Origin of the sequence: Accumulibacter sp. (genome assembly GCF_029255285.1) — a bacterium.
GTDB lineage: Bacteria > Pseudomonadota > Gammaproteobacteria > Burkholderiales > Rhodocyclaceae > Accumulibacter.
The window spans coordinates 36,643-61,865 of record NZ_JAPUVI010000043.1 but is presented as its reverse complement, the minus strand read 5'-3'; the positions used below and the strand labels follow the sequence as shown (position 1 = coordinate 61,865).

Here is a 25,223-nt window from a genome sequence, read left to right as displayed (position 1 = left end):
TCGTATACGAAATAGGGATTCGCGATCGACCATGCCATCGGCTCTCGGACTGATCTCTGCGCATAAAGTACCGCGCCTCAGCGCGTCGGATCATGTCGCGCAGACACTCAAGAAAGCCATCGTCGACGGTCTCCTGCCAGCCGGCGAACTGCTGCGTCAGGATGAGATCGCCGCCCATTTCCATGTCAGCAAGATTCCTGTTCGCGAAGCACTCAAACACCTCGAGGCGAAAGGACTGGTGACTTTCCTGCGCAACCGCGGCGCCGTCGTCGCCTCGTTGTCGGCGGCCGAAATCGACGAGTACATGGAGATCCGCGCCCTGCTCGAAGCGCGCGCGGCGCAGCTTGCCGTGCCGCTGATCGGCCCGTCGGCGATCGAGCAGGCACGATGCCATCTCGACGAATTCGGCGTCGCCACCGACGCGGCGCGCTGGGGCGAACTGAACTGGCTGTTCCATTCGACGCTCTACGCAGCGGCGGCACGACCGATCCTGCTGGCCGAAATCCGCGCGCTCTACAACAAGGTCGAACGTTACGTGCGCGCGCTGCTGTCCGTTACCACCGAAATGCCCAAAACCCGGAACGAGCACGCCGAGATCCTCGACGCCTTCGTTCGCCGGGACCCCGACGCGGCGGCAGAACTCACTCGGGCGCACGTGCTCGATGCGGGTGCGTCACTTGTCAGATACCTTAACGACCACCGTAGCAAAGGAGGAAACAAATGAGCAAACCTATCCTGGCCGCCAGCCTCAGCCTGCTCGCCCTGGCCACGACAAGCGCCTGGGCCGATCATCCGGTCGCCATCGCCGGCCCGATGACCGGTCAGTACGCCTCGGCGGGCGACCAGATCAAGAAAGGCGCCGAGATGGCCATCGCCGACATCAACGCCAAAGGCGGCGTGCTCGGCCAGAAACTGAAACTGGAAATCGGCGACGACGCCTGCGACCCGAAACAGGCCGTCGCCGTCGCCAACACGATGGTCAACAAGAAAATCGTTTTCATGCATGGCCACTGGTGCTCGTCGTCCACCATCCCGGCATCCGACGTGTACAACGAGGCGCAGATCCCGATGGTCACCGTGTCGACCAACCCCAAAGTCACCGACCGCGGCCTGAAGAACATCTTTGCCATCGCCGGTCGTGACGACCAGCAGGGCCAGGTCGGCGGCGCCTACCTGGCGGAACACTACAAGGGCAAGAAGATCGCCGTCGTCGACGACAAGAGCGCCTACGGCAAGGGACTCGCCGACGAGGTCGCCAAGGCGATGGAAGCCAAAGGCGTCAAGCCGGCGCTGCGCGAATCGATCACGGCCGGCGAGAAGGACTATTCGGGCCTGGTCAGCAAGCTCAAGTCGGCCGGCGTCGAAGTGATGGCCTTCGGCGGCTATCATACCGAAGTGGCGCTGATTCTGCGCCAGGCGCAGCAGGCCGGCCTGAAACTGACCGTACTGGGCGGCGACACGATGTCCAACTCCGAGCTGGCGACCGCCGCCGGCGCGCAGGCCAACAACGTGCTGTTCACCTTCGGTCCGGATGCGCGCAAGAATCCGAGCGCGGCGCCTATCGTGAAGAAGTTCCACGACGCCAAGATCGAGCCCGAAGGCTATGTCCTTTACGCGTACGCCGCCTTCCAGCTCTTTGATCAGGCCGCCGTCAAGGCCAAAAGCACGAAGTACGCCGACCTGGAGAAAGCGCTGCGCAGCGGCAGCTTCGACACCGTGATCGGCAAGCTCACCTTCGACGCCAACGGCAACAGCTCAGCGCCGGCCTTCGTCGTCTATCAGTGGAAGGACGGCAAGTACGACTACGTGAAGAAGTGATCGCCGGGCAGGCCGCGCCGCCTTGACCCGGCCTGCCAGCGACTCCATGCCCGCCGGCTGGCGGGCCCCTTGACCACCTGCGCGACACCTCCGTGTCGACGCCCACCCGGATGGGAAGGCTGCATGAACGTCGCCAATACCACTGCTTTGCGCCAGCGTGTGCGCGACTATCTCCGCATCGACGAAGCTCGGGTCGTCGACGAACTGATCGAACTCGCCCGCTTCAGCCATTCCGAACAGGAAGGCATTCGCCAGCGCGCCACGCCACTGGTCCAGACAGTGCGCGACAGCCGTCTGAACACCGGCGGCATCGACGCCTTCCTGGCTACCTACGACCTCTCGTCGCGCGAAGGCGTCGTCCTGATGTGCCTCGCCGAAGCGCTGTTGCGCATCCCCGATGCGGAAACCGTCGATCGCCTGATTCGCGACAAGATCGGCAGCACCGAATGGGAAAAGCGCCTCGGCACGTCGCACAGCACCTTCGTCAACGCCGGCACCTGGGCGCTGATGCTGACCGGCCGCATCGTCAAGCTCGACAACGACGACCGCAACTTGCGCGGCACGCTCAAACGCCTTGTCGCGCGCGCCGGCGAACCGGTCATCCGGCAGGCGGTGACCACCGCCATGCGCATTCTCGGCAAGCAGTTCGTCATGGGACGGAACATTCACGAAGCAATCGAGCGTGCGCGCAGTGCCGAGGCTTCCGGTTATCGCCACTCCTACGACATGCTCGGCGAATCGGCTCGCACCAGTGCCGATGCGCTGCGCTATTTCGAGTCCTACAGCCAGGCCATCGCGGCCATCGGCAAGGCGGCGGCCGGGCGGCCGGCCTTCGAGGCACCATCGATCTCGATCAAGCTCTCGGCGCTGCATCCGCGCTACGAAGTGGCGAACGACTATCGCGTTCGCCACGAGCTGCAGCCGGCGGTCAAGGCCCTGGCGTTACGCGCCAAGGCGCGCAACGTCGGCTTCACGATCGACGCCGAAGAAGTCGATCGCCTCGAGATTTCGCTCGACCTGGTCGAGACTCTGGCCCTCGACCCCGAGCTGGCCGGCTGGAACGGACTCGGACTCGCCGTCCAGGCTTATCAGAAGCGCGCGCTGCCGGTACTCGATTGGCTCGCCGATCTGGCGCACCGTGCCGACCGGCGGCTGATGGTGCGTTTGTGCAAGGGCGCCTACTGGGACGCCGAGATCAAGCTGGCGCAGGAGCGCGGCCTGAGCGACTATCCGGTGTTCACGCGCAAGGTGTCGAGCGACGTTTCCTACTTGGCGTGCGCCCGGCGATTGTTCGCCGACCCAGTGGCTTTCTATCCCGCCTTCGCCACTCACAATGCGCACACCCTGGCCGCGGTCGCCGAAATTGCCATCAGCGCCGGCGGCAGCGACGAATGGGAATACCAGCGCCTGCACGGCATGGGCGAAGAACTGTACGACCAGATCGTCGGCGAAAACAAGTGGGGCCGCGCCTGCCGCGTCTACGCGCCGGTCGGCAGCCACGAGGATCTGCTCGCCTATCTGGTGCGTCGTCTGCTCGAGAACGGCGCCAACTCGTCGTTCGTCAATCGCATTGCCGACGCCTCGTTGCCGATCGCCGCGCTGATCGCCGATCCGGTCGACAAGGCGGCGGCCCTGGCGGTGAAACGCCAGCTTCGCATTCCCCTGCCGCGCGACCTCTTCGGCGCCGAACGTACCAACAGCGAAGGACTGGACATGAACGACAAACCCACTCTCGAAGACCTGCGCCAAGCCATCGCAGACAGCGCACGCGTCAGCTACGTCGCGGCACCGCTGATCGGCGGCCGGCCACGCGGCGGCAACGGCCGGCCGCTACGCTCGCCGGCGGACCAGCGCGACGTCGTGGGTCAGGTGATCGACGCCAGCCTGGCCGACGTCGACGCGGCGATGGCCGCCACACAAGCGGCTTTCCCGGCCTGGGAAGGCACGCCGGCGGCCGATCGTGCGGCAGCGCTGGAACACGCCGCCGACCGCATGCAGGGCCGACTGCCCGAACTCGTCGCGCTGATCGTTCGCGAAGGCGGCCGGACGCAGGCCGACGCGGTTTCCGAGGTGCGCGAAGCGATCGATTTCTGCCGCTACTACGCGGCTCAGGCGCGCGACAAATTCGCTCAGGCCATCCCCCTGCCCGGCCCGACCGGCGAACGCAACAGCCTCTCCCTGCACGGCCGCGGCGTTTTCGTGTGCATCAGCCCGTGGAACTTTCCGCTCGCCATTTTCGTCGGCCAGATCGCCGCCGCACTGGCCGCCGGCAACTGCGTCGTGGCCAAGCCGGCCGAACAGACGCCACTGGTCGCCGCACTGGCGGTGGAACTGCTGCAGGCTGGCGGCATCCTGGCCGATGCGCTGGCCTTTCTGCCCGGCGACGGCCAGGTCGGCGCGGCGCTGGTCGCGGCACGCCAATGCGCCGGAGTCGCGTTCACCGGGTCAACCGAAGTCGCTCGTCTCATCGCCCGCCGACTGGCCGAGAAAGACGGCCCGATCGTGCCGCTGATTGCGGAAACCGGGGGCCAGAACGCAATGATCGCCGATTCCTCGGCACTGCCCGAACAGATCGTGCGCGATGTCGTCGCCTCGGCTTTCAATTCGGCCGGGCAACGCTGCTCCGCACTGCGCGTGCTGTTCGTTCAGGCCGACATCGCCGACAAGGTCGAGGAGATGCTTGCCGGCGCGATGCAGGAGCTGCGCATCGGCAACCCGGCCGAAATCGCCACCGACGTCGGCCCGGTGATCGACGACGCCGCGCGCCGGGTTCTCGAAGCGCACGCGCGTTGGCTGGACAGCTTCGCGATGCCCCTGCATACCTGCGTGGTCGACGAAGAAGCGACGCGCCACGGCACGTTCTTCGCCCCGCGGGCCTACGAAATCGACAGCCTGTCGCGCCTCGAGCGCGAAGTCTTCGGCCCCATCCTGCACGTCATCCGCTGGCGCGCCGAAGATCTCGACCAGGTCTGCGCCGCCATCGCGGCAACCGGCTACGGACTGACGCTGGGCATCCACAGCCGCATCGACGAAACGATACAGCGTATCACGCGCCGCCTGCACGTCGGCAACACCTATGTCAACCGCAACATCATCGGCGCCGTCGTCGGCGTCCAGCCGTTTGGCGGCGAAGGCCTTTCGGGAACCGGGCCGAAAGCCGGCGGCCCGCACTATCTGTACCGTTTTGCCAGCGAACGCACGATTTCGGTCGACACCACGGCAGCCGGCGGCAATGCCGGGTTGATGGCGCTCGATCAGGGCGAGTGAGCGGCAGCTACCCTCCGGCAAGGAAGGACGGCAGCGGAAAGCAGGACAATTTGTCTGAAAGTGCCGGCATGGATTCAGGGTGGGTCTGTTCCAGCGCCAACGAAGTTCCAACGCGTCGCCCGGCCCGCGCGCTTCTCGACCGACCGTATCGGGCCCACCGATCGCACCAGCGCTTCCCGGAGGCGACAACAAGGAGGAGGATCATGGCTCTCGCACTACAACAACTGATCAACGGCCTGACCCTGGGTGCCGTCTATGGCCTGATCGCCATCGGCTACACGATGGTCTACGGCATCATCGGCATGATCAATTTCGCGCACGGCGACATCTACATGGTCAGCGCCTTCATCGCGGTAACCGTGTTCACACTGCTCGCCGGCTTCGGCATCAGTTCGGTGCCGCTGTCACTGCTGGTGGTCCTGCTGGTCGCCGTCTTCTTCACCTCGATCTACGGCTGGACGGTCGAGCGGATGGCCTACCGGCCGCTGCGCGGGTCGACCCGGCTGGCGCCGTTGATCTCGGCGATCGGCATGTCGATCTTCCTGCAGAACATGGTGCAACTGACGCAGGGCGCACGCGTCAAGCCGGTGGCGCCGGTGCTCGTCGGCGGCATCGACCTGCTGAGTGTCGATGGCTTCACCGTTCGCCTCGCCTATTCGCAGATCCTGATCGTCTTCGTCACGGTAGCGCTGATGGCCGGCTTCACCTGGCTGATCACGAAGACCTCTTTCGGCCGCCAGCAGCGCTCGTGCGAACAGGACCGGACGATGACGGCCTTGCTCGGCATCAACGTCGACCGGACGATTTCGCTGACTTTCATGCTCGGTGCCGCGCTGGCCGCCGTCGCCGGGATGATGGTCACTGTCTACTATGGCGTGGTCGATTTCTTCATCGGTTTCGTCGCCGGCATCAAGGCCTTTACCGCCGCCGTCCTGGGTGGCATCGGGTCGCTGCCGGGGGCGATGCTCGGCGGCCTGCTGATCGGCCTGATCGAAGCGTTCTGGGCCGCCTACCTGTCGGCCGAGTACAAGGACGTGGCGACGTTCACGATCCTCATTCTGGTCCTGATGTTCCGCCCGTCCGGCCTGCTCGGTCGTCCCGAAGTGGAGAAAGTCTGATGACCGCCCTCGTCCTCGCACCACACGGCACCTCGCCCGCCGACCGCCTGAAGGATGCCGCGGCCGTCGCTTTCATCGCTCTGCTGCTCGGCATCCCGATGATCGGACTCCTGACCGTCGACCAGGGCGGTGCGCTGCGCGTCGCCACCCGCTGGCCGACGCTGTTCGCCTTCGTCGCCATCTGCTTCACCGGCCGCCTGATCCTGCGCCTGGCGATCGATCGCCTGCGGGCCGCCAAACAGGCGCGCGAGCGCAGCGATGTCGAACTGGCGGCAGCCGATCGGACGGCCAGCCCCTGGCTGACCTGGATCGGATGGGCAGCGCTCGGCGTCGCGCTGGCGCTGCCGATGGTATTCTCGGAAAACCGCTACGTCGTCGATACGGCGACGACGGTGCTGATCTACGTCATGCTCGGCTGGGGCCTGAACGTCGTCGTCGGCCTGGCCGGTCTGCTCGACCTCGGTTATGTCGCTTTCTATGCCGTCGGCGCCTATACCTATGGCCTCCTGTCGACCCAGTTCGGCTGGGGCTTCTGGCAGGCGCTGCCGGTCGCCGGAGCCATCGCCGCCAGCTTCGGGATCCTGCTCGGCTGGCCGACGCTGCGCTTGCGCGGTGATTATCTGGCCATCGTGACGCTCGGCTTCGGCGAGATCATCCGCATCATCCTGGTCAACTGGACCGAGTTGTCCGGTGGTCCGAACGGTATCGCCTCGATTGCCCGGCCGTCGTTCTTCGGCCTGCCGTTCAAGCCGCCCGGCGACGAAGCCACTTTTGCCTCCTTCTTCGGCCTCGAATATTCGACCAACCACCGCATCGTTTTCCTTTACTACCTGATTCTCGCGCTGGCACTGCTGACCAATCTCTTCGTGTCGCGCATGCGCACCTTGCCGATCGGACGCGCCTGGGAGGCGATCCGCGAGGACGAGATCGCCTGCAAGGCGATGGGAATCAACGCGCGCAACGTCAAGCTCTCGGCCTTTGCCATCGGCGCCATGCTCGGCGGCTTCGCCGGAGTTTTCTTCGCCGCCCGCCAGGGTTTCATTTCGCCGGAGTCCTTCACCTTCAACGAGTCGGCGATCATCCTCGCGATCGTCGTTCTCGGCGGCATGGGCAGCCAGCTTGGCGTGGTTCTCGCGTCGCTCGTCCTGGTCCTGCTGCCCGAACTCGGACGCGACTTCGCCGAATACCGGATGTTGCTCTTCGGCGCGGCAATGATCCTGATCATGGTCTGGAAACCGGGCGGCATCCTGTCGCACCGCGAACCCACCCTGCGCTACCGGGCGAACGGAGGACGGCGATGAGCCAGCCGGCACCACTGCTCAGCGTCGAGCGCCTGACGATGCGCTTCGGCGGCTTGCTGGCGATCGACGATCTGTCGCTCGACGTTGCCGCGCGCCGGATCACCGGCGTCATTGGACCGAACGGCGCCGGCAAGACGACTTTCTTCAACTGCCTGACCGGTTTCTACAAGCCGACCGTCGGCAGCGTCCGCCTCAACCACCCGCAGCGCGGCGTGCTGCGGCTCGAGACGCTGGCCAGCCATCAGGTCGCGCGCTCGGCGCAAGTCGTCCGCACCTTCCAGAACATTCGCCTGTTTCCCCAGATGACGGTCCTCGAGAACCTGATCGTCGCGCAGCACAACGCACTGCAACAGGCGTCGCGATTCTCGCTCGCCGGCTTGCTCGGTTTGCCTGGTTATCGCCGGGCCGAAACGGCGGCCATGGAGAAGGCGGTAGGCTGGCTGCAGCGCCTGGGGCTGATCGACAAGGCCGATACGGCGGCGGGAGCCCTGCCCTATGGCATGCAGCGGCGCATCGAGATCGCCCGTGCGCTGTGCGTCGACCCGCTCCTGCTCTGTCTCGACGAGCCGGCGGCCGGCCTCAATCCGCGCGAATCGGCCGAACTCAACGAACTGCTGAAGCATCTGGCCGGCGTCGAAGGGATTGCCATCCTGCTCATCGAGCACGACATGAGCGTCGTGATGAATGTTTCCGACCACATCTGCGTTCTCAACTATGGCCGCAAGATCGCCGAAGGTTCGCCAGCGGAGATCCAGAGGGATCCGAACGTGATCAAGGCCTATCTCGGCGAGGAAGAGGCCGACGAGCTAGGGAGCGACGAAGAACATCGTCCGGAGGGTGTCCAATGATGCTGCAATTGTCCGGGGTGCACGCCCACTATGGTGCGATTCACGCGCTGCACGGCGTCGATCTGGCGGTTCAGGTCGGCGAGGTGGTGACCTTGATCGGCGCCAACGGTGCCGGCAAGTCGACGCTGATGATGACCCTGTTTGGCCAGCCACGCGCTTCGAGCGGTCGCATCGTCTTCGATGGCGAAGACATCACCGCTTTGCCGACGCACGAGATCGCTCGCCGCGGCATTGCCTTGGTTCCCGAAGGCCGGCGCATTTTTCCGCGCATGACGGTGATCGAAAACCTGCAAATGGGTGCCGTGCTCGGCGAAGAGAGCAACTTCGACGTCGACCTGAAACGGATGTACGCCCTCTTCCCTATCCTCGAGGAACGCAGCACGCAGCGCGCCGGAACCCTGTCGGGCGGCGAGCAGCAGATGCTGGCCATCGCACGTGCCTTGATGAGCCGGCCGCAACTTCTGCTGCTCGACGAACCTTCGCTCGGCCTGGCGCCGCTCTACATCAAGAAGATCTTCCAGATCGTGCGCGAGCTGAACCGCGAGCACGGGATGACGATCCTCCTCGTCGAGCAGAACGCGCACCACGCGCTGCGCGTGGCGCATCGCGGCTACGTGCTGCAACACGGTCAGATCGTTCTGTCGGGCAGCGGCCGCGAGTTGCTGGCCAACCCCGAGGTGCACGCTGCCTACCTCGAAGGCGGGCACGCCGCCGCAGCCCGGCCGGCGGCCTGAGCCGGCGCGCGGCGCAATCGTGGAGCACGCGCCGCCGCGCTGGTTGCCCTTCCTGGTGCTCGGCGTCGGCCTGCTGGCGATCTCCTTCGGCGCCATTCTGGCCCGCCTGGCGCAGGGCTACGGCCTGCCGTCGCTGAGCATCGCGACCCTGCGCCTCGGGCTGGCGGCCCTGTTCATCACGCCGCTGGCCATCTGGCAGTCGGGCCGCGCCTTACGCTCGCTCGATCGACGCCAGGGCTTGTTGACCTGTGGCGCCGGACTTTTCCTGGCTCTGCATTTCGCGACCTGGATCACTTCGCTCGAGTACACCTCGGTGGCCAGCAGCACGGCACTGGTAACGACCAATCTGCTGTGGATCGGCATCGCGTCTTTTCTGTTGTTCGGCGATCGGCCGAACCGGCTGATGCTCGTCGGCATCGCCATTTCGCTGACTGGCAGCCTGCTGATTTTCTGGAGTGACAGCCGGACGAGCGCCGCCGGCGCCGAGCCCCTGCTCGGCAATTTCCTGGCCGTTGCTGGTAGCTGGTGTTTTTCGGCTTATCTTCTGATCGGCCGCCGCCTGCGTGCCAGCCTGCCGCTGCCGGCCTACGTCTGGCTAGCCTATGGCAGCGCGGCGATCTTTCTGGTGCTCGCCTGCCAGATCGGCGGCACGCCCTTGACCGGTTATGCGAACACCGCCTATCTGGTCGCCCTCGGCCTGGCGGTCGGACCTCAACTGCTCGGCCACACGTCGTACAACTGGTCGCTGAAGCACGTCTCGCCCACTTTCGTCGCCGTCGTCACGCTCGGCGAACCCGTGGGCAGTGCACTGCTGGCGTGGTTTTTCTTCGACGAATCCTTCGCTCGACTGCAGGGACTCGGCTTCGTCCTGCTGCTCGCCGGAATCTATCTGGCGGCGCGCGGCGAGGCCAAGTGAACTGCGGCTTCGGCGAGGCCAGCCAAGCGGAAGGTAGCAAGCGAGCGCGGCATGGCGCCCTCAGGCGTCGGTTTTTTCGGCCAAGGCCCGGAAAAAGCGATAGCAATTGCGGCCTGCCTTCTTGGCGTGGTACATCGCCGTGTCGGCGTTCTTCAGCAGACGATTGACGTCTTCGCCGTGCTGCGGATAAACGGCGATGCCGAGGCTGGCCGAAATGGAGATCGCGTGCGGACCGATGTTGAACGGGCGATCGAGCGCCGCCAGAACCTTGTGCGCGACGACGACGGCATCGACCGCCTTGTCGATCTGGGCCAGCAGAATGACGAACTCGTCGCCGCCCAGACGCGAGACGGTGTCCGACTCGCGCGGCACGCAGCTTTGCAGCCGCAGCGCCACCTCCTTAAGAAGCAGATCGCCGATATCGTGGCCGAGGGTGTCGTTCACCGGCTTGAACTTGTCCAGGTCGAGGAACATCAGAGCCAGCGTTCCTCTATCGCGACGCGCTTGCGCCAACGCCTGCGCGAGCCGGTCGGTGAGCAGCACACGGTTCGGCAGGTCGGTTAGCTGATCATGGTGGGCGAGATGTTGCACACGCTCTTCGGTCACCTTGCGCTCGGAGATATCCTGCTTGATGGCGACGAAATGATGAATTCTGCCTTTCACGTCGGTGACTGGAGAAATAGTCAGCGCTTCGTCATAGAGACTGCCGTCCTTGCGCCGGTTCACCAGTTCGCCGCTCCACACCTGCCCGGCGAGAATCGTGGCCCACATGCGCTGGTAGAAAGCAGCGTCCTGTTTTCCCGAGTTGAGCATCTCGCCCGCGCTGCGACCGACGGCTTCGCTCAAGCTTCGGCCGGTCATCTTCGCGAAAGCCGGATTGGCCCACTCTATCGTCGCGTTGACGTCGGTGATGACGATGCCGTTGGCAGCCGAGTTCAATGCCGCCTCGAACAGACGCAGACGCGATTCCAGCCGCTGGCGGATCAGAGCGTGCCGGACGGCTCGACCCAGCGCGTCGTGCTGAAACTGTCCTTTGACTAGGTAGTCCTGGGCACCGGCCTGCAGCGCCGACTCGGCAAGCTGGTGATCGTCCTGCCCGGTAAGCACGATGATCGGCACGTCAGGAATCGCCGAGCGCATCGCCTGCACCGTCGCGAGTCCCGCCGAGTCGGGCAAGGACAAGTCGAGCAGGACGACATCGGGCTTGCTGCGGGCCGCGGCGGCAACTCCTTCGGCCAACGTCGGGACGCCGACCACCGCACTTTCGTCGCCGATCGGACGCAGACCGGCCAGGCGAACACTGGCCCGGATCAGCCCGAGATCGCCGATGTCGTCTTCGACGACCAGAATGGAAATCGGTTGTTCGATCGACTTGCTCATTTCCCGTTCTCCGTCATCCGGTAGCCGTGCTCGGCAATCGCCCCGCTAGCGAAGCCGCTGTCGCGGTCCTCAGTCGTCGCTGCGTGGCGGCAGGCATACCAGTTGGAACCAGTACTCGCACAGTATTCGCACGGCAGCGATGAACTCGCGCAGATCGGCCGGCTTTTGTACATAGCCGGCAGCACCCAGCTGGTAGGCGGCCCGCACATCGGCTTCCAGCAGCGAAGTGGTAACGACGACGACCGGAATCTTGCGCAAGCTTTCGTCCTGTTTTATTGCGGCGAGGAAGTCCAGGCCGCTCTGCCCCGGCATCTTGAGATCAAGCAGAATCAGGTCGGGCCTTGCTTCCGCCGCCCAGTGCGGCGATTCCTTGCGCAGGTAACGCAGTGCTTCGTAGCCATCACAGGCCTCGCGCACATCGGCAGCAAAGCCGTTTCTGACGATCGCGAATTGTAACAGACGAGAATCGCCGGGCTCGTCCTCGACAATCAGGAGGCGCAAGCGCGGTGCGAGCGGCTTCATGTCCTTACGCTCATCGATGTTTGGGAAGGCGCACCAAAGACATCCAGTACTGGGTCAGTTGGCGTATCTCAGTAATGAAGTCGGCCACATCGACCGGCTTGGTGATGTAGCCCGCCGCCCCGAGTCGGTAGGCGCCAACGATGTCGCGCTCGACGGCCGAGGTGCTTAACGCGACTACCGGGATGGCCTGCAGCGCGGCATCCTGCTTGACCGCGGCGAGGAACTCGCGGCCATCGAGGCGCGGCATGTTGAGATCGAGCAGGATCAGATCGGGACGCACCGCTTCGGCAAATCGCGCCGTCTGCCGACGAAGATACTCGAGCGCCTCGCGGCCGTCGAGGACGTGCTCGACCACCGCCGGTATCTGGTTTTCGGTCAATGCCAGCTTGACGAGATGGGCGTCGGCCATTTCGTCCTCGACCAACAAAATCACGAATGGCTGCGCCGGAGTGGTCATGATGGTTGTTCCGTCCTTGGCCGGCTGCTCGGCGAGCCCGCAAACGGCAATTCGATCAGCACGCAGCAGCCACCGCCGGGCGCCTCATCGAGCCAGGCCCGGCCGCCGGCGCTCTCGGCGACGCGGCGCAGGATGGCCAGCCCAACTCCTGTTCCGTCGCTGCTCGACGACAGCCTTTCGAATACCCGGAAGACTCGTTCGCGATATTGCTCCTCGACGCCGGGACCGTTATCGCTCACGCGATAACGGACGCAAGCCCCTCGCTGCTCGCCGTCGATATCGATGCACAACGTTCGTTCGCTGCGCCCATGCCGCAGGGCGTTGTCGAGCGCGATCCGGAACAGCTCGCCGAGGCGCGGCGAGTCGATCAGGGCGTCCGGCAGGCTAGCCACGCTGAGGACGGCACCGGACAGATCGACCCGCTCCGTGAACTCGGCCACGACGGCGGAGAGCACCGTGTCGACACGGCAGGCTTCAAGTTCGCCGCGCGGCTGATCGGCCGCCAGGTAAAGCTCGACATCGTGCAGCAGTTCCTGCAGTCGCGCCGCCTGCTGACTGATGAAGTCGAGTGATTGCTGGGCTTCGGTGTCGTCTACCCGGCCCGACAAGAGGGCACGCAAGCGGCCGGCGTAGCTCGCGACCCGCCGCGCCGGTTCCTGCAGATGATGCGCCGTGACTTCCGCGAAACGCTGCAGGTCGGCGCTCCGTTGAGCCGCACGCAGTTCGAGCTTGCGCTCCTGCGCGTTGGCCGCGGCTATCAGTCGCGCCTGCCACGCGGCCTGCCAGGCGAGCGACAGGCTGAACAACAGACCGATCGCCGATTTCCACACCAGATCGGAAAGGTCGCTCCAGCCACCGATGGGCGCGACACTCAAGGTCCATACCGCATTTGGAACGGTCAGCGCTCGTTCCACAGGGTCGACCAGAGCGTCCGCCGAGGAAGCGCTGATTACCTGCTTTTCCGCCACGTCCGGAGATCTGCGTGACAACTCGTAAGCATATCCACGATCGGCCAAATCGCCGAGGCGGGCCGGCGTCAACACCTCGGGAAAGGCCACGCCGACAATGACGAAACCCCAGAACGCCTCGTCGTCGTCACCGTCGTTGAGAAACACCGGCAAATAACCGGCTGCCGCCAGACCGCCGTGAAAAAGGTTGAACGGTCCAGCCAGCACGAGTTGCCGGGTGTCTCGCGCGAGTGCGGCCTCGCCGCGTCGTTGCGGATCGTTGAACAGGTCGTAACCAAGCGCCTTCTCGTTGCCCTGCAATGGCGCCACCTGGTGGACCATGCCGCCGGGCGCGAGTTGCAGCGTGGCGGCGCCGGGATAGAAGCGGAGCAACTGCCCAGCCGTCAGCGCGAACTCCGGGATCTCCCCGCGGCCCTGCCGCACCATCGCAGCGAGAGCGTAAGTCGCCGACAGCACGCGATCGACGCTGGTTTGTATCGCGTAAGCGCGTTCCGCCACCAGATTGCTCACCAGCGCCCGCTCTTCGCGCAGCCGATATTGTTCCTGCCGGCCGATCAGCCCGGCGGCCAAGGCGGCGGCCAGCACGAAGACGATCACCGCCACGTGTGCCGGTCGGCAGAGCAGCCGAAAGCTGGCCCTGGCGACCCTGCCGCCGCCGTGCGCAGTCTGCGGGTTCGCCGGTTGCGTCATGCGCCCTCCCGAACCAGTGGCAGCGCGACGCAGAAGCGGCTGCCCTGTCCTTCGCCAGCCGATTCCGCCCAGATCCGGCCGCCATGGTGTTCGACGATCTTGCGGCAAAGCGCCAGCCCGACGCCACTGCCTTCGAAAGCGGCACGGCTCTGCAGACGCTGGAAGACCTGGAACAGGCGGCCGACTTGCCCGGGACGGATGCCGATCCCGTTGTCGGTAATCGTTAGGCGCCACTCCGCGGCGGTAACCGTACTGGTCACGCCGATCTCCGGATTGCGCCCGGCAACGCGAAACTTGGTCGCGTTGCCCACCAGATTCTGGAACAGGCGCAGCATCTCGTCCGGACGTACGAAGACTCGCGGCCACCGACCGCTGACCTTGACCCTGGCCTCCGCCTCGGCAATCGCCGGCTGCAAGAATAGCAGCGCTTCGTTGAGGATTGCCCGGCTGTCGACCCAGGCCGGCGGTTCGCCCAGACGGCCGACGCGCGAATATTCGAGCAGAGCCACCAGCATGCGGTCCAGGCGCTTGGCACCGTCGATCGCGAAGTCGAAGTACTCGCGCCGCTCGGCGTCGAGCTGGTCGGCGAGGCTCATTCCCAAGAGCTGGAGATAACTCGAAATCATTCTCAGCGGTTGCCGAAGATCGTGCGAAATGGCATAGCTGAACTGTTCGAGCTCGGCGTTCGAAACCCTGAGTTCCTCCTCGGCCAGCTTGCGCTCGGTAATGTCCTGCGTCGTCCCGACGCAGCGCAAGGGTTTGCCGCTAGCGTCGCAGATCACATCCGCCTGCAGACGAACATGGCGTAGCGTCTTGCCGACCTGAATTCGATGTTCGTGCTTGAAAGGCCTTCCCGCATCGAGCGCCGCCTGCCAGGCCTCTTCGAGCCCGCCACGGTCGTCCAGACAAACGCGCTCCAGGTAAGTGTGGCGTTGCCCGATCGTACCCTCGGGCAAACCATAAATCCGGCAGGTTTCCGCCGACAGACGCATTTCGTCTTTCGTCATGTCATAGGTCCAGCTCCCGACGTGGGCAACCGACTGAGCGCGAATGAAAGTCGCCTCGCTTTCGCGCAATGTACGCAAGGTGTTGTCGAGTTCATCCACCTTCTCCCGGAGTGCCGCCTGCAAGCTGGCCTGTTCGCGTATCAAGCGATAGGTGCGAATCGCCGAGCACACGGCAACGAAGAGCCGCTCCGCGTTCATCTCCGACTTGATCCAGTAGCCGTTGATCTCGTAGCCGCTCACCACATCCCGCTGCGGTGCATAACCCGGCTGCCCGGTGATCAAAACGATCTGAACGCTGCGGTTGGCCAACTGCTCACGAATTTGGCGCACCAGGTCAAGACCGGCGCGGTCGGATTCCATCACCACGTCGAGCAAGACCAGTGCGATGTCGGTTTGCGCCGCGAGCAATGATGCGGCTTCGGTAGCCGAAAAAGCATCGAGCAAAGCCAGCCGACCACCTTCGATCTGAACATCCTGAAGGGTGAGGCGGAGCACGGCATGGACGTCCGCTTCGTCATCGACCAGCAACACCTTCCACATGTTGCCGCCCGCCGGGGCAGCGGCGTCGGCCGACCCGGAAGCGGGCATCGCTGAAAACAGCTCGTCGTGTTCGGCCCCGCTACTCATTTGACCTCCGGAGAGAAACCCACGGCCCCTGCCGCGAGCTGAGAATGCGCTTGCTCCGCCTATATCATAGACGCTCAGAAGTCGACTGGCTGAGCGGGATCGACGACCGCGAACGGCAAGTTGGCGAAAAAGCGACTTCCGAGTCCCTCGCCGGCTGATTCGGCCCAGATCCGCCCGCCATGATTCTCGACAATCTTGCGGCACAAGGCCAGACCGATACCCGTACCCTCATAGTGGGTCCGGCTATGCAAGCGTTGAAACATCTGGAACAACCGGCCGAGTTGGTCGGGACGAATGCCGACCCCGTTGTCGGCGACACTAAGACACCAGTCGTTGCCGACCGTCAGTCCTGCAATGACGACCTCGATCTGGCGGCCGGGCGTTCTGAACTTTACCGCGTTGTCGATCAGGTTCTGCAGCAGGCGGACGATCTGATCGTGGCGGACGACGATGATCGGCCACTCGCCCTCGATTCGAAGTTGCGCCGTGGCGGAAGCAATCGTCGGCGCGAGCTGGCGCAGCGCCTCATCTACCAGAGATCGACTGGCAATCGCGGCCACTTCGCCGAGGCGACCGATGCGCGAAAAGTCGAGCAGCGCGAGCAGCATGCGATCGAGGCGCTTGGCGCCGTCGATGGCGAAGTCGAAGGACTGGCGTTGCTCGTCGTCGAGTTGCTCGGCGAGGTTCATCTCGAGCAGTTGCAGGTAACTCGAGATCATTCGCAACGGTTGCCGCATATCGTGCGCAATCGCGTAATTGAACTGCTCGAGCTCAGCGTGCGATCGCTTCAGTTCCTCGTCATGCAGCTTGCGCTCCGTGATGTCGGCATTGGTACCGACCAGACGCAAGGGTTGGCCTTGCGCATCGCGGCTGACGACCCTTCCCCGACCCAACGTCCATCGCCAGCTCCCGTCCTTACAGAGCATGCGAAACTCGACCGAAGCGTCGCTCTTCTCGCCGTCGAGATGTCTTTGCAGCGCCGCATTGACACCCGCCAAATCGTCAGGGTGTACCCGGTGTATCCATTCGTCGGCGGTATTGCCAATCTCGGTATCGGCAAATCCCCACAGTTCCTTCCAGCGCCGGCTATAGGTCGCTTCGCCGGTCTGCAAGTTCCAGTCCCAGACCCCTTCGCCGGCGCCTTCGAGGGCGAACTGCCAGCGTTCCTCGCTGGTCCGCAGTTCGTCAGCCAGTGCCAGCACCCGGTGTAGCTGAACGCGGCTGTTGGCAAGCTGCCACACGAGCAGGGAAAGCAGAACGCTGGTCAGCACTCCGGCAAGCTGAATGGCCCGCACTAGGCGAGTGTCGAGATTCGCTTCGAAGCGTGCGTTGGATGTGATGATAATCGTCCAGGCATGGCCGAAGACGTCGATCAGTTGTCTGTTCCGGTAAAGCGCGTCGAGCGCCTCGGGCGTCGTCTGGCGCTCGCCCGAATCGAAAAGCCGTGTTTCGGGCGAGATCTGCCCGCCGTCGAAAATCTGGAGCTCGAGGTCGTCGGGATGTTGGCCGAGAACGCCCAACATCAGGTCACCCATGCGAAAGGGCGAGTAGGTCCAACCCACGATGTTCGCCCGGCGGTCAGCTTTGCTGGCGTGCGAGCGACCTTTGCGGTAGACCGGCACATACATGAGAAAACCGGCCTGCACACGTGTTCGGTCTTCCTGGACCAGGGTCACCTTGGCCGATATCGCCGCCTCGTCCAGATCACGACTGCGCTCCATGGCCTGCCGGCGAACCGGGTCGGAGTACATATCGTAACCGAAGGCGCGCAGATTCCGGTCGGCGAACGGTTCAAGGTAAATGATCGAAGTGTAAAGCTCTCGCTTACCCGCGGGGCGCAGCGTGTAGTCGGGGAATCCTTCCCTGCGGATTTCCGCGACATGCGCGTCCTTCTCGGATGGCGTCACCACTAACGCGAAACCGACCCCCTGAACCCCCGGGTACGCACGATTGAGACTCAGGCCGGACACATACTCGCGAAACTCGTCGCGCCCGACCCTTTCCGACGCCGCGAAGAGTCCTCTCGCACCGTAAAGAATCTGCCGGTAGGCCGCCAGACGCTGTTCGATCCGCAAGATGATCTCGCGTGCCTGGGAAGAGAAACTTTCCTGTTGGGCCTCGTACGCGGCACCCAGCGCAACTCGCTGGACAAGCCAGGTGGCCGACAAGCCAAGCGCCAGAACCAGCCACGGCGATACCTTGGCCAGACGCCAACGAATTCCGGCCGACAAGCGGCCTACGGCACCAACTGCGCGGCTGATTTCCGTCTCCTGTTGCTGTGAGCTCGTAGAGCTAGAGACGGCGCGAAAGACGTTTACTTTAGCGCGGCCCAGCAAGCTCACTGCGCTGTGGCACGGCCACTGCCATGAAAGCGACGAGAACGCGCGCCCCGACTCGGCTGTGCTGCCGGCGAAAAGACACTCTGCTACAATCGAGGACTCTTTCGCCGGAGGTGGCCATGGCTTCGCCAAGGCGCCGGCCGGCCGGTTTTTTTCTCCAGACAGAGGCCATCATGCAACCCACAGCCAAACCCACGAATCCCAACTTCTCGTCAGGTCCTTGCAGCAAGCGCCCAGGCTACGACGTCAGCACCCTGCCGCTCGATACCCTTGGCCGCTCGCATCGGTCGGCGCTGGGCAAGAAAGCACTCGGGCTGGTGTGCTCGGAAACGGCCCGTGTTCTCGGTTTGCCGGAGGGCTATCGAGTGGGTGTCGTTCCGGGGTCGGATACCGGAGCAGTGGAAATGGCAATGTGGTCCCTGCTTGGTCAGCGGGGAGTGGACGTTCTGGCCTGGGAGTCCTTCGGCTCGGGCTGGGCCACCGACGTCGTCAAACAACTCAAGATTCCCGGCGCCAGGGTGCTGAAGGCCGATTACGGCGAAATCGTCGATTTCTCGCAGGTCAATTTCGACCACGATGTGGTGTTCACCTGGAATGGCACGACTTCCGGTGTCAAGGTGCCGAACGGCGACTGGATCCCGGCCGACCGGGCTGGCCTGACGATCTGCGATGCGACCTCGGCGGTGTTCGCCATGGATTTGCCCTGGGACAAACTCGATGTGGTGACCTTTTCCTGGCAAAAAGTGCTGGGTGGCGAGGGAGCGCATGGAATGCTGATTCTCGGCCCGCGCGCCGTCGCGCGCCTCGAGTCCTATACGCCGCCATGGCCGCTACCTAAGGTCTTTCGCCTGACTTCTGGCGGTAAGCTCAGCGAAGGCATTTTTCGTGGCGAGACGATCAATACCCCTTCCATGCTGTGCGTCGCCGATTATCTCGATGCGCTGCAGTGGATCGAGTCGATCGGCGGAGTTGGCGCAGCGATTGCCCGCAGCGAAGCCAACCTGGCAGTGATCGCCGATTTCGTCGCGGCCAACGACTGGATCACCTTCCTGGCCAAAGATCCGGCAACGCGCTCGAATACCAGCGTCTGCCTGAGCCTCGAACTCGACGCCGAGCAGGTCAAGAAGCTCGTCAAGCTGCTCGACAGCGCCGGCGTCGCGTTCGACATCGGCTCCTACAAAGACGCGCCGGCAGGTATTCGCATCTGGTGCGGAGCGACCGTCGAGACGGCCGACCTGCAAGCCCTGATGCCCTGGCTGGCCTGGGCCTATCAGCAGGTCGCGGCCTGATTCCGCGGCGCTACCCTACCTTCCGCCCAACCACCCTAGGAGCCAGGCTTCCATGTATAAGGTCCGAACCTACAACAAGATCTCGGTCAAGGGACTGGATCGTTTTTCCCGTCAAGCCTATGAAGTGGGCAGCGACATCGCCCACCCCGACGCCTTTCTCCTGCGCAGTCAGAAGCTCCAGGGGATCGAGGTGCCAGCCTCGCTGCTCGCCGTGGCGCGCGCCGGTGCCGGCGTCAACAACGTCCCAGTGACCGAATACGGTAAACGAGGAATCGTCGTGTTCAATACGCCGGGTGCCAATGCCAACGCCGTCAAGGAACTGGTCATGGCCGGCATGCTGCTCAGCGCGCGCGGGGTCGTCGATGGCATGAACTTCGTACAATCGCTCGGCGACCTGAAAGATCCCGCGGAGATGTCGGCCCGGCTCGAAAAAGAAAAGTCGCGCTTCGCCGGCACCGAGATCCGCGGCAAGACGCTCGGCATAGTCGGTCTGGGGGCGATCGGCTCGATGGTTGCCGATATGGCGCTGGCGATGGGAATGCAGGTCATCGGTTTCGATCCGGTGCTATCGATCGACGCCGCCTGGCGTCTGTCGAACGAAGTCGGCCGCATGGAGAACCTGCAGTCCTTGCTTGCGCGCTCCGACTACGTCTCCTTGCACGTTCCAGCACTCGACGCCACACGACACATGATCAACGACGACACCCTGGCCGTGATCAAGACCGGCGCGGTGCTGCTCAATTTCGCTCGTGACGCGATCGTGGACCCGGCAGCCATTCTGCGCAGTCTGGCCGGTGGCAGGCTCGGCAGGTATGTCTGCGATTTCCCAGAACCGGCTCTGCTCGGCCATCCGCAGATCATCGCCATGCCTCACATAGGCGCCAGCACCGAGGAATCGGAGGAAAACTGTGCGGTGATGGCGGCCAACCAGTTGATCGACTACCTGGAGAACGGCAACATCGTAAACTCGGTCAACTTTCCGCGGATCGGCATGGAGCGTAGTCCGGGAACGTCGCGCATCACTTTCGCGAACGAGAACGTTTCCGGAGTCCTCGGTGATGTGCTGTCGATATTGGCCGACAACCAGGTCAACGTGGTCGACATGATGAACAAGAGTCGCGGCGAACTCGCTTTCAACATCGTCGATGTCGAGAGGACGCCAAGTGACCAGGTAATCGACGCTATCCAGGCTGTGGCGCACGTGATTCGCGTGCGGGTGATCTGATCACGGTCGCGGAAAGTTCAGGCCGGCGAGCCGCCACCCCGCCGGCCGGCCAGGAGGACACTGGGGAGTTGGACCTCGCCCACGACCAAGCATAGACGGGTAAAGCCATGAATCTTGAACTGTTGGCCAGTCTCGGATGGCACGAGTTGCTAATCCTGATCTCGGCCGCGCTGCTCGGCCTGGTGTTTTTCCTGGTAATCCGCCAAAACCAGAAGGACTACGTCGAACTGATCGGTATTCTGGCGAACGAGAAAGCGGACGCCTAGCGGTCAAGGCGGCCGCAGCGAACGGGCTTGGGCGCGCCCGATTCCTTTCGGGCGCCACCCGATGCACTGTTTCGCAAGATCAACGTTCCGCCAGGCACTTGACCAGTTTTCCCACCAGCTTGCGTAACGCCGGTTCGTCGAGCAGACGCTTCGCTTCTTTCGGGTCAACCCATCGCCTGGCACGATGGCTCTCCTCCCATTCTTCTTCCGGAACACTTTCGCTCACCGCCATCGGGAATACGGCGACCTGGCACACGCCGCCCCACTTCGCGTAATCGTAGTGGCCTATCGGTTCGTCGTCGAGCTGGCCGCGCACTCCGGCTTCCTCTAGCGCTTCCTTGGCTGCCGAGTCACGCAGCGACAACTCGGGCTCCTTTACCCCCTTCGGTATGACCCAGCGCGTCCCTTTTCGTGAGGCAATGACCATGATCTCCAGGTTGCCATCGGTGAAGCGATAGGGAAGGACCGCCGATTGCGTGAAAAAGTAGTCCGGAACGGGTCCCCTTGGCTCATCACTGGGCAGTTCGGCGCTGCGGCTTGCCAACTCGTCCGGCACTTCCCCGGCCCGTGTGACGGAGATCAAGCTGGCGCAGCCTCGGCCCAGATTCCGCCACTCGTCGGTCACCGCCAGTTGAGCCAGCGCCGAGGTAGGCAACAGCTTGCCGTCTTCGGGAATCGCGACCGGCCCTGCCGCCAGATGTTGGATCAATTCTTCCAGCCCGGGATTGTGCCCGACCAGCATCACTCGGCGTGCGCTGGCGGGGCATTCGGCAAGAACGGTCAGTTGATCCTCGACTGACGCGCCGTAGAGGCGCTCGTCGAAGCGAACCTGCTTGACGGGCAGGCCCATGGCCTTGCAGGCCGCCACCGTGGTCGCCCGCGCGCGCTCGGCGGGAGAACTCAGAACCGTGTCCGGCAGCAATTTTTGTTGCCGGATCCAGGCCCCCATCTTGCGGCTGCCCAGTTGACCACGACTGACCAAGGGTCTATGGAAATCTTCCTGACCCGTGCTCCAGTCCGACTTCCCGTGGCGCAATACCAGTAGTGTCCTGCCCTTCATGTCGAAAACCCTCCTCCCGTTGATCAACGATGGCCAGAAAGCGCTTGCCGGCCGGCCGCCGCTCCTGGCAGCGGAACGTATGATAGCGGATACGCCGCCGTTCGCTGCCGCCGAGTCGTCAACTGCTACCGCCACGCAGCGTCTCGAGCGGCGCGACTTGCAGCAAGCGGGTGGCGGCAAACCAACCGGCGCCAGTGACCAGCAAGGCGCCGCCAAGCATGGCAGCGGGCGGCAGCCAGAGATCGATCGCCAGCTCGAAGCGAAAAACCTGACGCGCCAGGAACTGTCCGACAGCGATCGCCGCAAGCGCCGCGATCAGCCCGGAGAGCGCGCCACTGGCCGCGAATTCGGTCAACAAGGCGCGTCGCAACTGGTCCCGGCGGGCGCCCAGGGCACGCATCACCGCCAGTTCATAGCGCCGCTCATCGGCCGCCGAAGCCAAAGCCGCATAGAGCACGATCACGCCGGCCGCGAGCGTGAACAGGAACACGAACTGTACGGCCCGTGCCACTTGATCCATGATCGACCGCAACTGACGCAGAATCGCCGCCACGTCGATCACCGTCAGGTTGGGGAAGTCCGCTATCAGGCGATTGACGAAATCGGCATTTTCAGGGGCAAGGTAGAAGCTCGTAATCCAGCTTGCGGGATAGCCTTCGAGAACAGCTGGCGGCGTCAGGACGAAGAAGTTGGCGCGCATCGTATCCCAATTCACCTTGCGCAGACCGACGACACGCACGCCGACCGTGTCGCCCGCAACGACGAACTCGAGGTGGTCACCGACCGCCAGGCCAAGCGTCCTGGCCAGGCCGTCCTCGACCGAGGCGGCCGCGTCGTCGCCGGTCGCCGCGAGATCGGCGGACGAAAACCAGCGCCCCGCGCTGAGCGTATTGCCTTCTGGCAGATCGGCGCGCATCGACAGATTGAACTCGCGGTCGATCAGGCGCTGCGCCCGCTCATCCGTGTAATTGGCGGCGCTGACTGCGCGGCCGTTGATGCGCGCCAGCCGACCGCGCACCATTGGCGCCAGTTCGGGCGACACCCCCAGCGCCGTCAGCGCGGTGCGCACCGACGCCACCTGTTCCGGCTGAATGTTGACGATGAAACGGTTCGCTGCACCGGGTGGAACGGATCGCCGCCAAGCGTCGAGCAGATCGCCACGGATCACGGTCAGCAAGAGCAACGCCATGAAGCCCAGCGACAGCGCGACGATTTGCACGACGCTGGCACCGGCCCGCCGCTCCAGACTGGCCAGCCCATAACGCCAGCCGACGCCGCCCGCGCGATAGCTGTCCGACCGCCCCCTGCCCCGCAACGCGGCGGCCAAGCTGACGGCCAGGCGCGCGACAACGGCAAAGACGAGCAGCGCGGCGCCAAAGCCGCCAGCCACCCAAGCACCGAGCTCAACTTCGCCGGCCACCCAGAACATCAGGCAGACCAAGGTCAGAAAGCCGGCCAGATAGCCGCCCAGCGAACCGCTGTGCAGGCTGCCGAGTTCGCGGCGCAGAACGCGCAGGGTCGATACCTTCTTGAGCTGCAGCAGCGGTGGGACGGCAAAGCCGAAGAGCAGCACCAAACCGACGGCCACGCCCTGCACCGCCGGCAGCAGACCCGGCGACGGCAGCGGCGTGGCCAGCAACTGCGCCAACCACGCGTAAAGAACAAAATGCGCCAGGTAGCCCAAAGCGCAACCGATGATCGCGGCCAAACCACCGAGGACGGCAAACTGACCCAGAAACAGTCGCAGCAGCAGACCCTGCGTCGCCCCCAGGCAACGCATCACGGCACAGGGATCGAGGTGGCGCTGAACGTAACGCCGGGAGGCCAGCGCCACCGCCACTGCAGCCAGCACGACGCTCAAAAGAGCCGAGAGACCGAGAAACTTCTGCGCCCGTTCGAGCGCCAGGCGGATCTCCGGTCGACCGTTCTGCGGATCCTCGATCCGCTGACCACGCCCCAGGCGAGGCTCGATCTCGCGCTGGAAACGATTCACGAGCGACGCCTCGCCAGCCAGCAGAAGACGATAGCCGACCCGGCTACCGACTTGCACCAGTCCGGTAGCCGGCAGGTCGTCGAGGTTCATCAACAGGCGGGGCGCCACGCTGAAGAAGTTGATGCCGCGGTCCGGCTCCAGCGTCAGCACGGCGTCGACGCGCAGGGCGACCCGCCCGACCAGGAGTTGGTCGCCGACGCGAGCCGCCAGCGCCGACGCCAGGCGCTCGTCGATCCAGGTCGTGCCGACCGGCGGTACGCCACGTGCCGGCGCGTCGGCGACATTCAGCGCCGGAGCGACGCGCAGCGCACCGCGCAACGGATAGCCGGCCGCCACCGCCTTGATCTCGGCCAGTTGCGCCCGCAACTCGCCATCCGAACCGCGCGTCACCATGCTCGGAAAGGTGCGCGTCTCAACCACTTGCAAACCACGCGCCCGCGCCTCTTCGATCAGCGCCTGAGGCCACGGATGATCCGCCGTCAACAGAAGATCGGCACCGAGTAGCTGGTGAGACTCGCGTTCGAGCGCCAAACGCACGCGATCGGCAAAAAAACCGACCGCGCTCAGCGCCGCCACCGCGACCGCCAAGGCCGCGGCGAGCAGGTGCAGTTCGCCACTACGCGCGTCGCGCTTCAGCATTCGCCAAGCGAAGGGCAGTAGTTGCGGAAGCGGCATGGTCATGGTCAGAGCAAGGCGCGACAAGCCAAGGGTCCTCCCCGACAGGGCCATCGGTCGGCCTGATCGCGCGACCGGCCAGCGCACCGCGATGGCGGCCGAGGTACGGCACCGGCGCCGTGGCGCCGATCCGGCGCACGGCAAAGGTTAGAATGGCGGCTCACCTTGCGAGGAGTCCTTTCATGAGCGTTTCCCTTATCCTGACCGTCATCGGTGATGACCGTCCAGGTCTCGTCGAGCAGCTTGCCACCACCATCAGTCAATACCATGGCAATTGGCTGGAATCGTCGATGTCTAACCTGTCCGGCAAGTTTGCCGGGATCGTCTGCGTGAGCATTGCCGAACCGCAGCTCGCGGCGCTGACCGGCGCCCTGGCTGCGCTGCCTGGTCTGCGCATCACCTCCGAGGTCTCGCGTGCGGCAGCCACGGCGGCCGGCGTGCGCCGCTTCAAACTTTCGCTGGTCGGCCACGACCGCATCGGCATCGTACGTGAAGTTTCGCAGGTACTGGCTCGACACGGGATCAACGTCGAAGACCTCAGCACGCACACGGCCAGCGCGCCGATGTCGGCCGAGTTGCTTTTTCACGCCAGCGCCGAACTGACAGCGTCGTCGACGCTGGATGTCGGCAGATTGACCAGCGACCTGGAAAACCTGTCGAACGACCTGATGGTCGACATCACCCTCGACGACGGACTCGCTGCCTGACGCTGAACCGTCCTCG

Annotated in this window: 20 protein-coding genes; 12 read left to right on the top strand and 8 right to left on the bottom strand. The window is 64.4% G+C overall.

The genetic code is table 11. The features are described 5' to 3' along the window. Positions 1–31: 31 nt before the first annotated feature. From Q1M07_RS06395 to Q1M07_RS06360, 8 genes are all read left to right on the top strand, one after another. Entirely contained in the window at positions 32–724 is a 693-nt protein-coding gene (locus tag Q1M07_RS06395) for a GntR family transcriptional regulator (protein ID WP_300452193.1), read from the top strand. Beyond that, positions 721–1,818 carry a branched-chain amino acid ABC transporter substrate-binding protein gene (locus Q1M07_RS06390; RefSeq protein WP_300452191.1) on the top strand — a complete coding sequence of 366 codons (1,098 nt, stop codon included), beginning with the start codon at positions 721–723 and terminating at the stop codon, positions 1,816–1,818. Before Q1M07_RS06395 ends, Q1M07_RS06390 begins: the two co-directional genes overlap by 4 nt. Before the next feature lie 123 nt (positions 1,819–1,941). After that, a complete protein-coding gene (putA, locus tag Q1M07_RS06385; protein WP_300452189.1) occupies positions 1,942–5,085 on the top strand; it encodes a bifunctional proline dehydrogenase/L-glutamate gamma-semialdehyde dehydrogenase PutA in 3,144 nt (1,047 codons plus the stop codon). A 203-nt stretch (positions 5,086–5,288) separates the two neighbouring features. Next, positions 5,289–6,203 (top strand): branched-chain amino acid ABC transporter permease LivH, encoded by a 915-nt coding sequence (locus Q1M07_RS06380; RefSeq protein ID WP_300452187.1) that lies wholly within the window; start codon positions 5,289–5,291, stop codon positions 6,201–6,203. Further along, positions 6,203–7,504 carry a high-affinity branched-chain amino acid ABC transporter permease LivM gene (gene livM / locus Q1M07_RS06375; protein ID WP_300452186.1) on the top strand — a complete coding sequence of 434 codons (1,302 nt, stop codon included), beginning with the start codon at positions 6,203–6,205 and terminating at the stop codon, positions 7,502–7,504. Before Q1M07_RS06380 ends, livM begins: the two co-directional genes overlap by 1 nt. Further along, complete coding sequence (locus tag Q1M07_RS06370; protein WP_300452184.1) at positions 7,501–8,352, top strand: ATP-binding cassette domain-containing protein; 852 nt, start codon at positions 7,501–7,503, stop codon at positions 8,350–8,352. Before livM ends, Q1M07_RS06370 begins: the two co-directional genes overlap by 4 nt. After that, on the top strand, positions 8,352–9,086 hold the full coding sequence (locus Q1M07_RS06365) for an ABC transporter ATP-binding protein (protein ID WP_300452355.1): 735 nt from the start codon (positions 8,352–8,354) through the stop codon (positions 9,084–9,086). The genes Q1M07_RS06370 and Q1M07_RS06365 overlap by 1 nt, the downstream gene beginning before the upstream one ends. A gap of 19 nt (positions 9,087–9,105) precedes the next feature. Next, on the top strand, positions 9,106–10,002 hold the full coding sequence (locus tag Q1M07_RS06360; RefSeq protein WP_300452182.1) for a DMT family transporter: 897 nt from the start codon (positions 9,106–9,108) through the stop codon (positions 10,000–10,002). A gap of 60 nt (positions 10,003–10,062) precedes the next feature. On the opposite strand, the gene Q1M07_RS06355 is transcribed toward Q1M07_RS06360, so the two are convergent. The 6 genes from Q1M07_RS06355 to Q1M07_RS06330 all read right to left on the bottom strand — a co-directional run bounded on the left by Q1M07_RS06355 (position 10,063) and on the right by Q1M07_RS06330 (position 17,884). After that, positions 10,063–11,382, bottom strand: coding sequence for a diguanylate cyclase (locus Q1M07_RS06355; RefSeq protein WP_300452180.1), 1,320 nt, complete (start codon positions 11,380–11,382; stop codon positions 10,063–10,065). Positions 11,383–11,451: 69 nt separating this feature from the next. Further along, positions 11,452–11,904, bottom strand: a complete 453-nt coding sequence (locus Q1M07_RS06350; RefSeq protein ID WP_300452178.1) for a response regulator — start codon at positions 11,902–11,904, stop codon at positions 11,452–11,454. Between the two features lie 10 nt (positions 11,905–11,914). After that, complete coding sequence (locus Q1M07_RS06345; RefSeq protein WP_300452176.1) at positions 11,915–12,361, bottom strand: response regulator; 447 nt, start codon at positions 12,359–12,361, stop codon at positions 11,915–11,917. Then, positions 12,358–14,019, bottom strand: coding sequence for an ATP-binding protein (locus tag Q1M07_RS06340; protein ID WP_300452174.1), 1,662 nt, complete (start codon positions 14,017–14,019; stop codon positions 12,358–12,360). The genes Q1M07_RS06345 and Q1M07_RS06340 overlap by 4 nt, the downstream gene beginning before the upstream one ends. Next, a complete protein-coding gene (locus Q1M07_RS06335; RefSeq protein WP_300452172.1) occupies positions 14,016–15,653 on the bottom strand; it encodes an ATP-binding protein in 1,638 nt (545 codons plus the stop codon). The genes Q1M07_RS06340 and Q1M07_RS06335 overlap by 4 nt, the downstream gene beginning before the upstream one ends. Before the next feature lie 74 nt (positions 15,654–15,727). Next, the gene (locus tag Q1M07_RS06330) at positions 15,728–17,884 is read right to left on the bottom strand and encodes a CHASE domain-containing protein (RefSeq protein ID WP_300452170.1); all 2,157 of its coding nucleotides are present in this window, start codon (positions 17,882–17,884) and stop codon (positions 15,728–15,730) included. A gap of 281 nt (positions 17,885–18,165) precedes the next feature. Between Q1M07_RS06330 and Q1M07_RS06325 the strand changes: the two genes are divergently transcribed. The 3 genes from Q1M07_RS06325 to Q1M07_RS06315 all read left to right on the top strand — a co-directional run bounded on the left by Q1M07_RS06325 (position 18,166) and on the right by Q1M07_RS06315 (position 20,772). Further along, positions 18,166–19,281 carry a phosphoserine transaminase gene (locus Q1M07_RS06325; RefSeq protein WP_300452353.1) on the top strand — a complete coding sequence of 372 codons (1,116 nt, stop codon included), beginning with the start codon at positions 18,166–18,168 and terminating at the stop codon, positions 19,279–19,281. Between the two features lie 52 nt (positions 19,282–19,333). Further along, positions 19,334–20,506, top strand: coding sequence for a phosphoglycerate dehydrogenase (locus tag Q1M07_RS06320; protein ID WP_300452168.1), 1,173 nt, complete (start codon positions 19,334–19,336; stop codon positions 20,504–20,506). A gap of 107 nt (positions 20,507–20,613) precedes the next feature. Beyond that, entirely contained in the window at positions 20,614–20,772 is a 159-nt protein-coding gene (locus tag Q1M07_RS06315; RefSeq protein ID WP_300452166.1) for a hypothetical protein, read from the top strand. Between the two features lie 79 nt (positions 20,773–20,851). On the opposite strand, the gene Q1M07_RS06310 is transcribed toward Q1M07_RS06315, so the two are convergent. Both Q1M07_RS06310 and Q1M07_RS06305 read right to left on the bottom strand, forming a co-directional pair. After that, a complete protein-coding gene (locus tag Q1M07_RS06310) occupies positions 20,852–21,832 on the bottom strand; it encodes a histidine phosphatase family protein (RefSeq protein ID WP_300452164.1) in 981 nt (326 codons plus the stop codon). 118 nt (positions 21,833–21,950) lie between these two features. Further along, positions 21,951–24,506: an FtsX-like permease family protein gene (locus tag Q1M07_RS06305; protein WP_300452162.1), complete on the bottom strand. Its 2,556-nt coding sequence runs from the start codon at positions 24,504–24,506 to the stop codon at positions 21,951–21,953. A gap of 176 nt (positions 24,507–24,682) precedes the next feature. Between Q1M07_RS06305 and Q1M07_RS06300 the strand changes: the two genes are divergently transcribed. Beyond that, positions 24,683–25,207: an ACT domain-containing protein gene (locus Q1M07_RS06300; RefSeq protein WP_300452160.1), complete on the top strand. Its 525-nt coding sequence runs from the start codon at positions 24,683–24,685 to the stop codon at positions 25,205–25,207. Positions 25,208–25,223 lie beyond the last annotated feature (16 nt).

Excerpts from the sequence above, each read along its gene's own strand:
- Q1M07_RS06395 (WP_300452193.1), top strand. The coding sequence starts at position 32 with ATGCCATCGGCTCTCGGACTGATCTCTGCGCATAAAGTACCGCGCCTC.
- Q1M07_RS06390 (WP_300452191.1), top strand. The coding sequence starts at position 721 with ATGAGCAAACCTATCCTGGCCGCCAGCCTCAGCCTGCTCGCCCTGGCC.
- putA (WP_300452189.1), top strand. The coding sequence starts at position 1,942 with ATGAACGTCGCCAATACCACTGCTTTGCGCCAGCGTGTGCGCGACTAT.
- Q1M07_RS06380 (WP_300452187.1), top strand. The coding sequence starts at position 5,289 with ATGGCTCTCGCACTACAACAACTGATCAACGGCCTGACCCTGGGTGCC.
- livM (WP_300452186.1), top strand. The coding sequence starts at position 6,203 with ATGACCGCCCTCGTCCTCGCACCACACGGCACCTCGCCCGCCGACCGC.
- Q1M07_RS06370 (WP_300452184.1), top strand. The coding sequence starts at position 7,501 with ATGAGCCAGCCGGCACCACTGCTCAGCGTCGAGCGCCTGACGATGCGC.
- Q1M07_RS06365 (WP_300452355.1), top strand. The coding sequence starts at position 8,352 with ATGCTGCAATTGTCCGGGGTGCACGCCCACTATGGTGCGATTCACGCG.
- Q1M07_RS06355 (WP_300452180.1), bottom strand. The coding sequence starts at position 11,382 with ATGAGCAAGTCGATCGAACAACCGATTTCCATTCTGGTCGTCGAAGAC.
- Q1M07_RS06350 (WP_300452178.1), bottom strand. The coding sequence starts at position 11,904 with ATGAAGCCGCTCGCACCGCGCTTGCGCCTCCTGATTGTCGAGGACGAG.
- Q1M07_RS06345 (WP_300452176.1), bottom strand. The coding sequence starts at position 12,361 with ATGACCACTCCGGCGCAGCCATTCGTGATTTTGTTGGTCGAGGACGAA.
- Q1M07_RS06340 (WP_300452174.1), bottom strand. The coding sequence starts at position 14,019 with ATGACGCAACCGGCGAACCCGCAGACTGCGCACGGCGGCGGCAGGGTC.
- Q1M07_RS06335 (WP_300452172.1), bottom strand. The coding sequence starts at position 15,653 with ATGAGTAGCGGGGCCGAACACGACGAGCTGTTTTCAGCGATGCCCGCT.
- Q1M07_RS06325 (WP_300452353.1), top strand. The coding sequence starts at position 18,166 with ATGCAACCCACAGCCAAACCCACGAATCCCAACTTCTCGTCAGGTCCT.
- Q1M07_RS06320 (WP_300452168.1), top strand. The coding sequence starts at position 19,334 with ATGTATAAGGTCCGAACCTACAACAAGATCTCGGTCAAGGGACTGGAT.
- Q1M07_RS06315 (WP_300452166.1), top strand. The coding sequence starts at position 20,614 with ATGAATCTTGAACTGTTGGCCAGTCTCGGATGGCACGAGTTGCTAATC.
- Q1M07_RS06310 (WP_300452164.1), bottom strand. The coding sequence starts at position 21,832 with ATGAAGGGCAGGACACTACTGGTATTGCGCCACGGGAAGTCGGACTGG.
- Q1M07_RS06305 (WP_300452162.1), bottom strand. The coding sequence starts at position 24,506 with ATGACCATGCCGCTTCCGCAACTACTGCCCTTCGCTTGGCGAATGCTG.
- Q1M07_RS06300 (WP_300452160.1), top strand. The coding sequence starts at position 24,683 with ATGAGCGTTTCCCTTATCCTGACCGTCATCGGTGATGACCGTCCAGGT.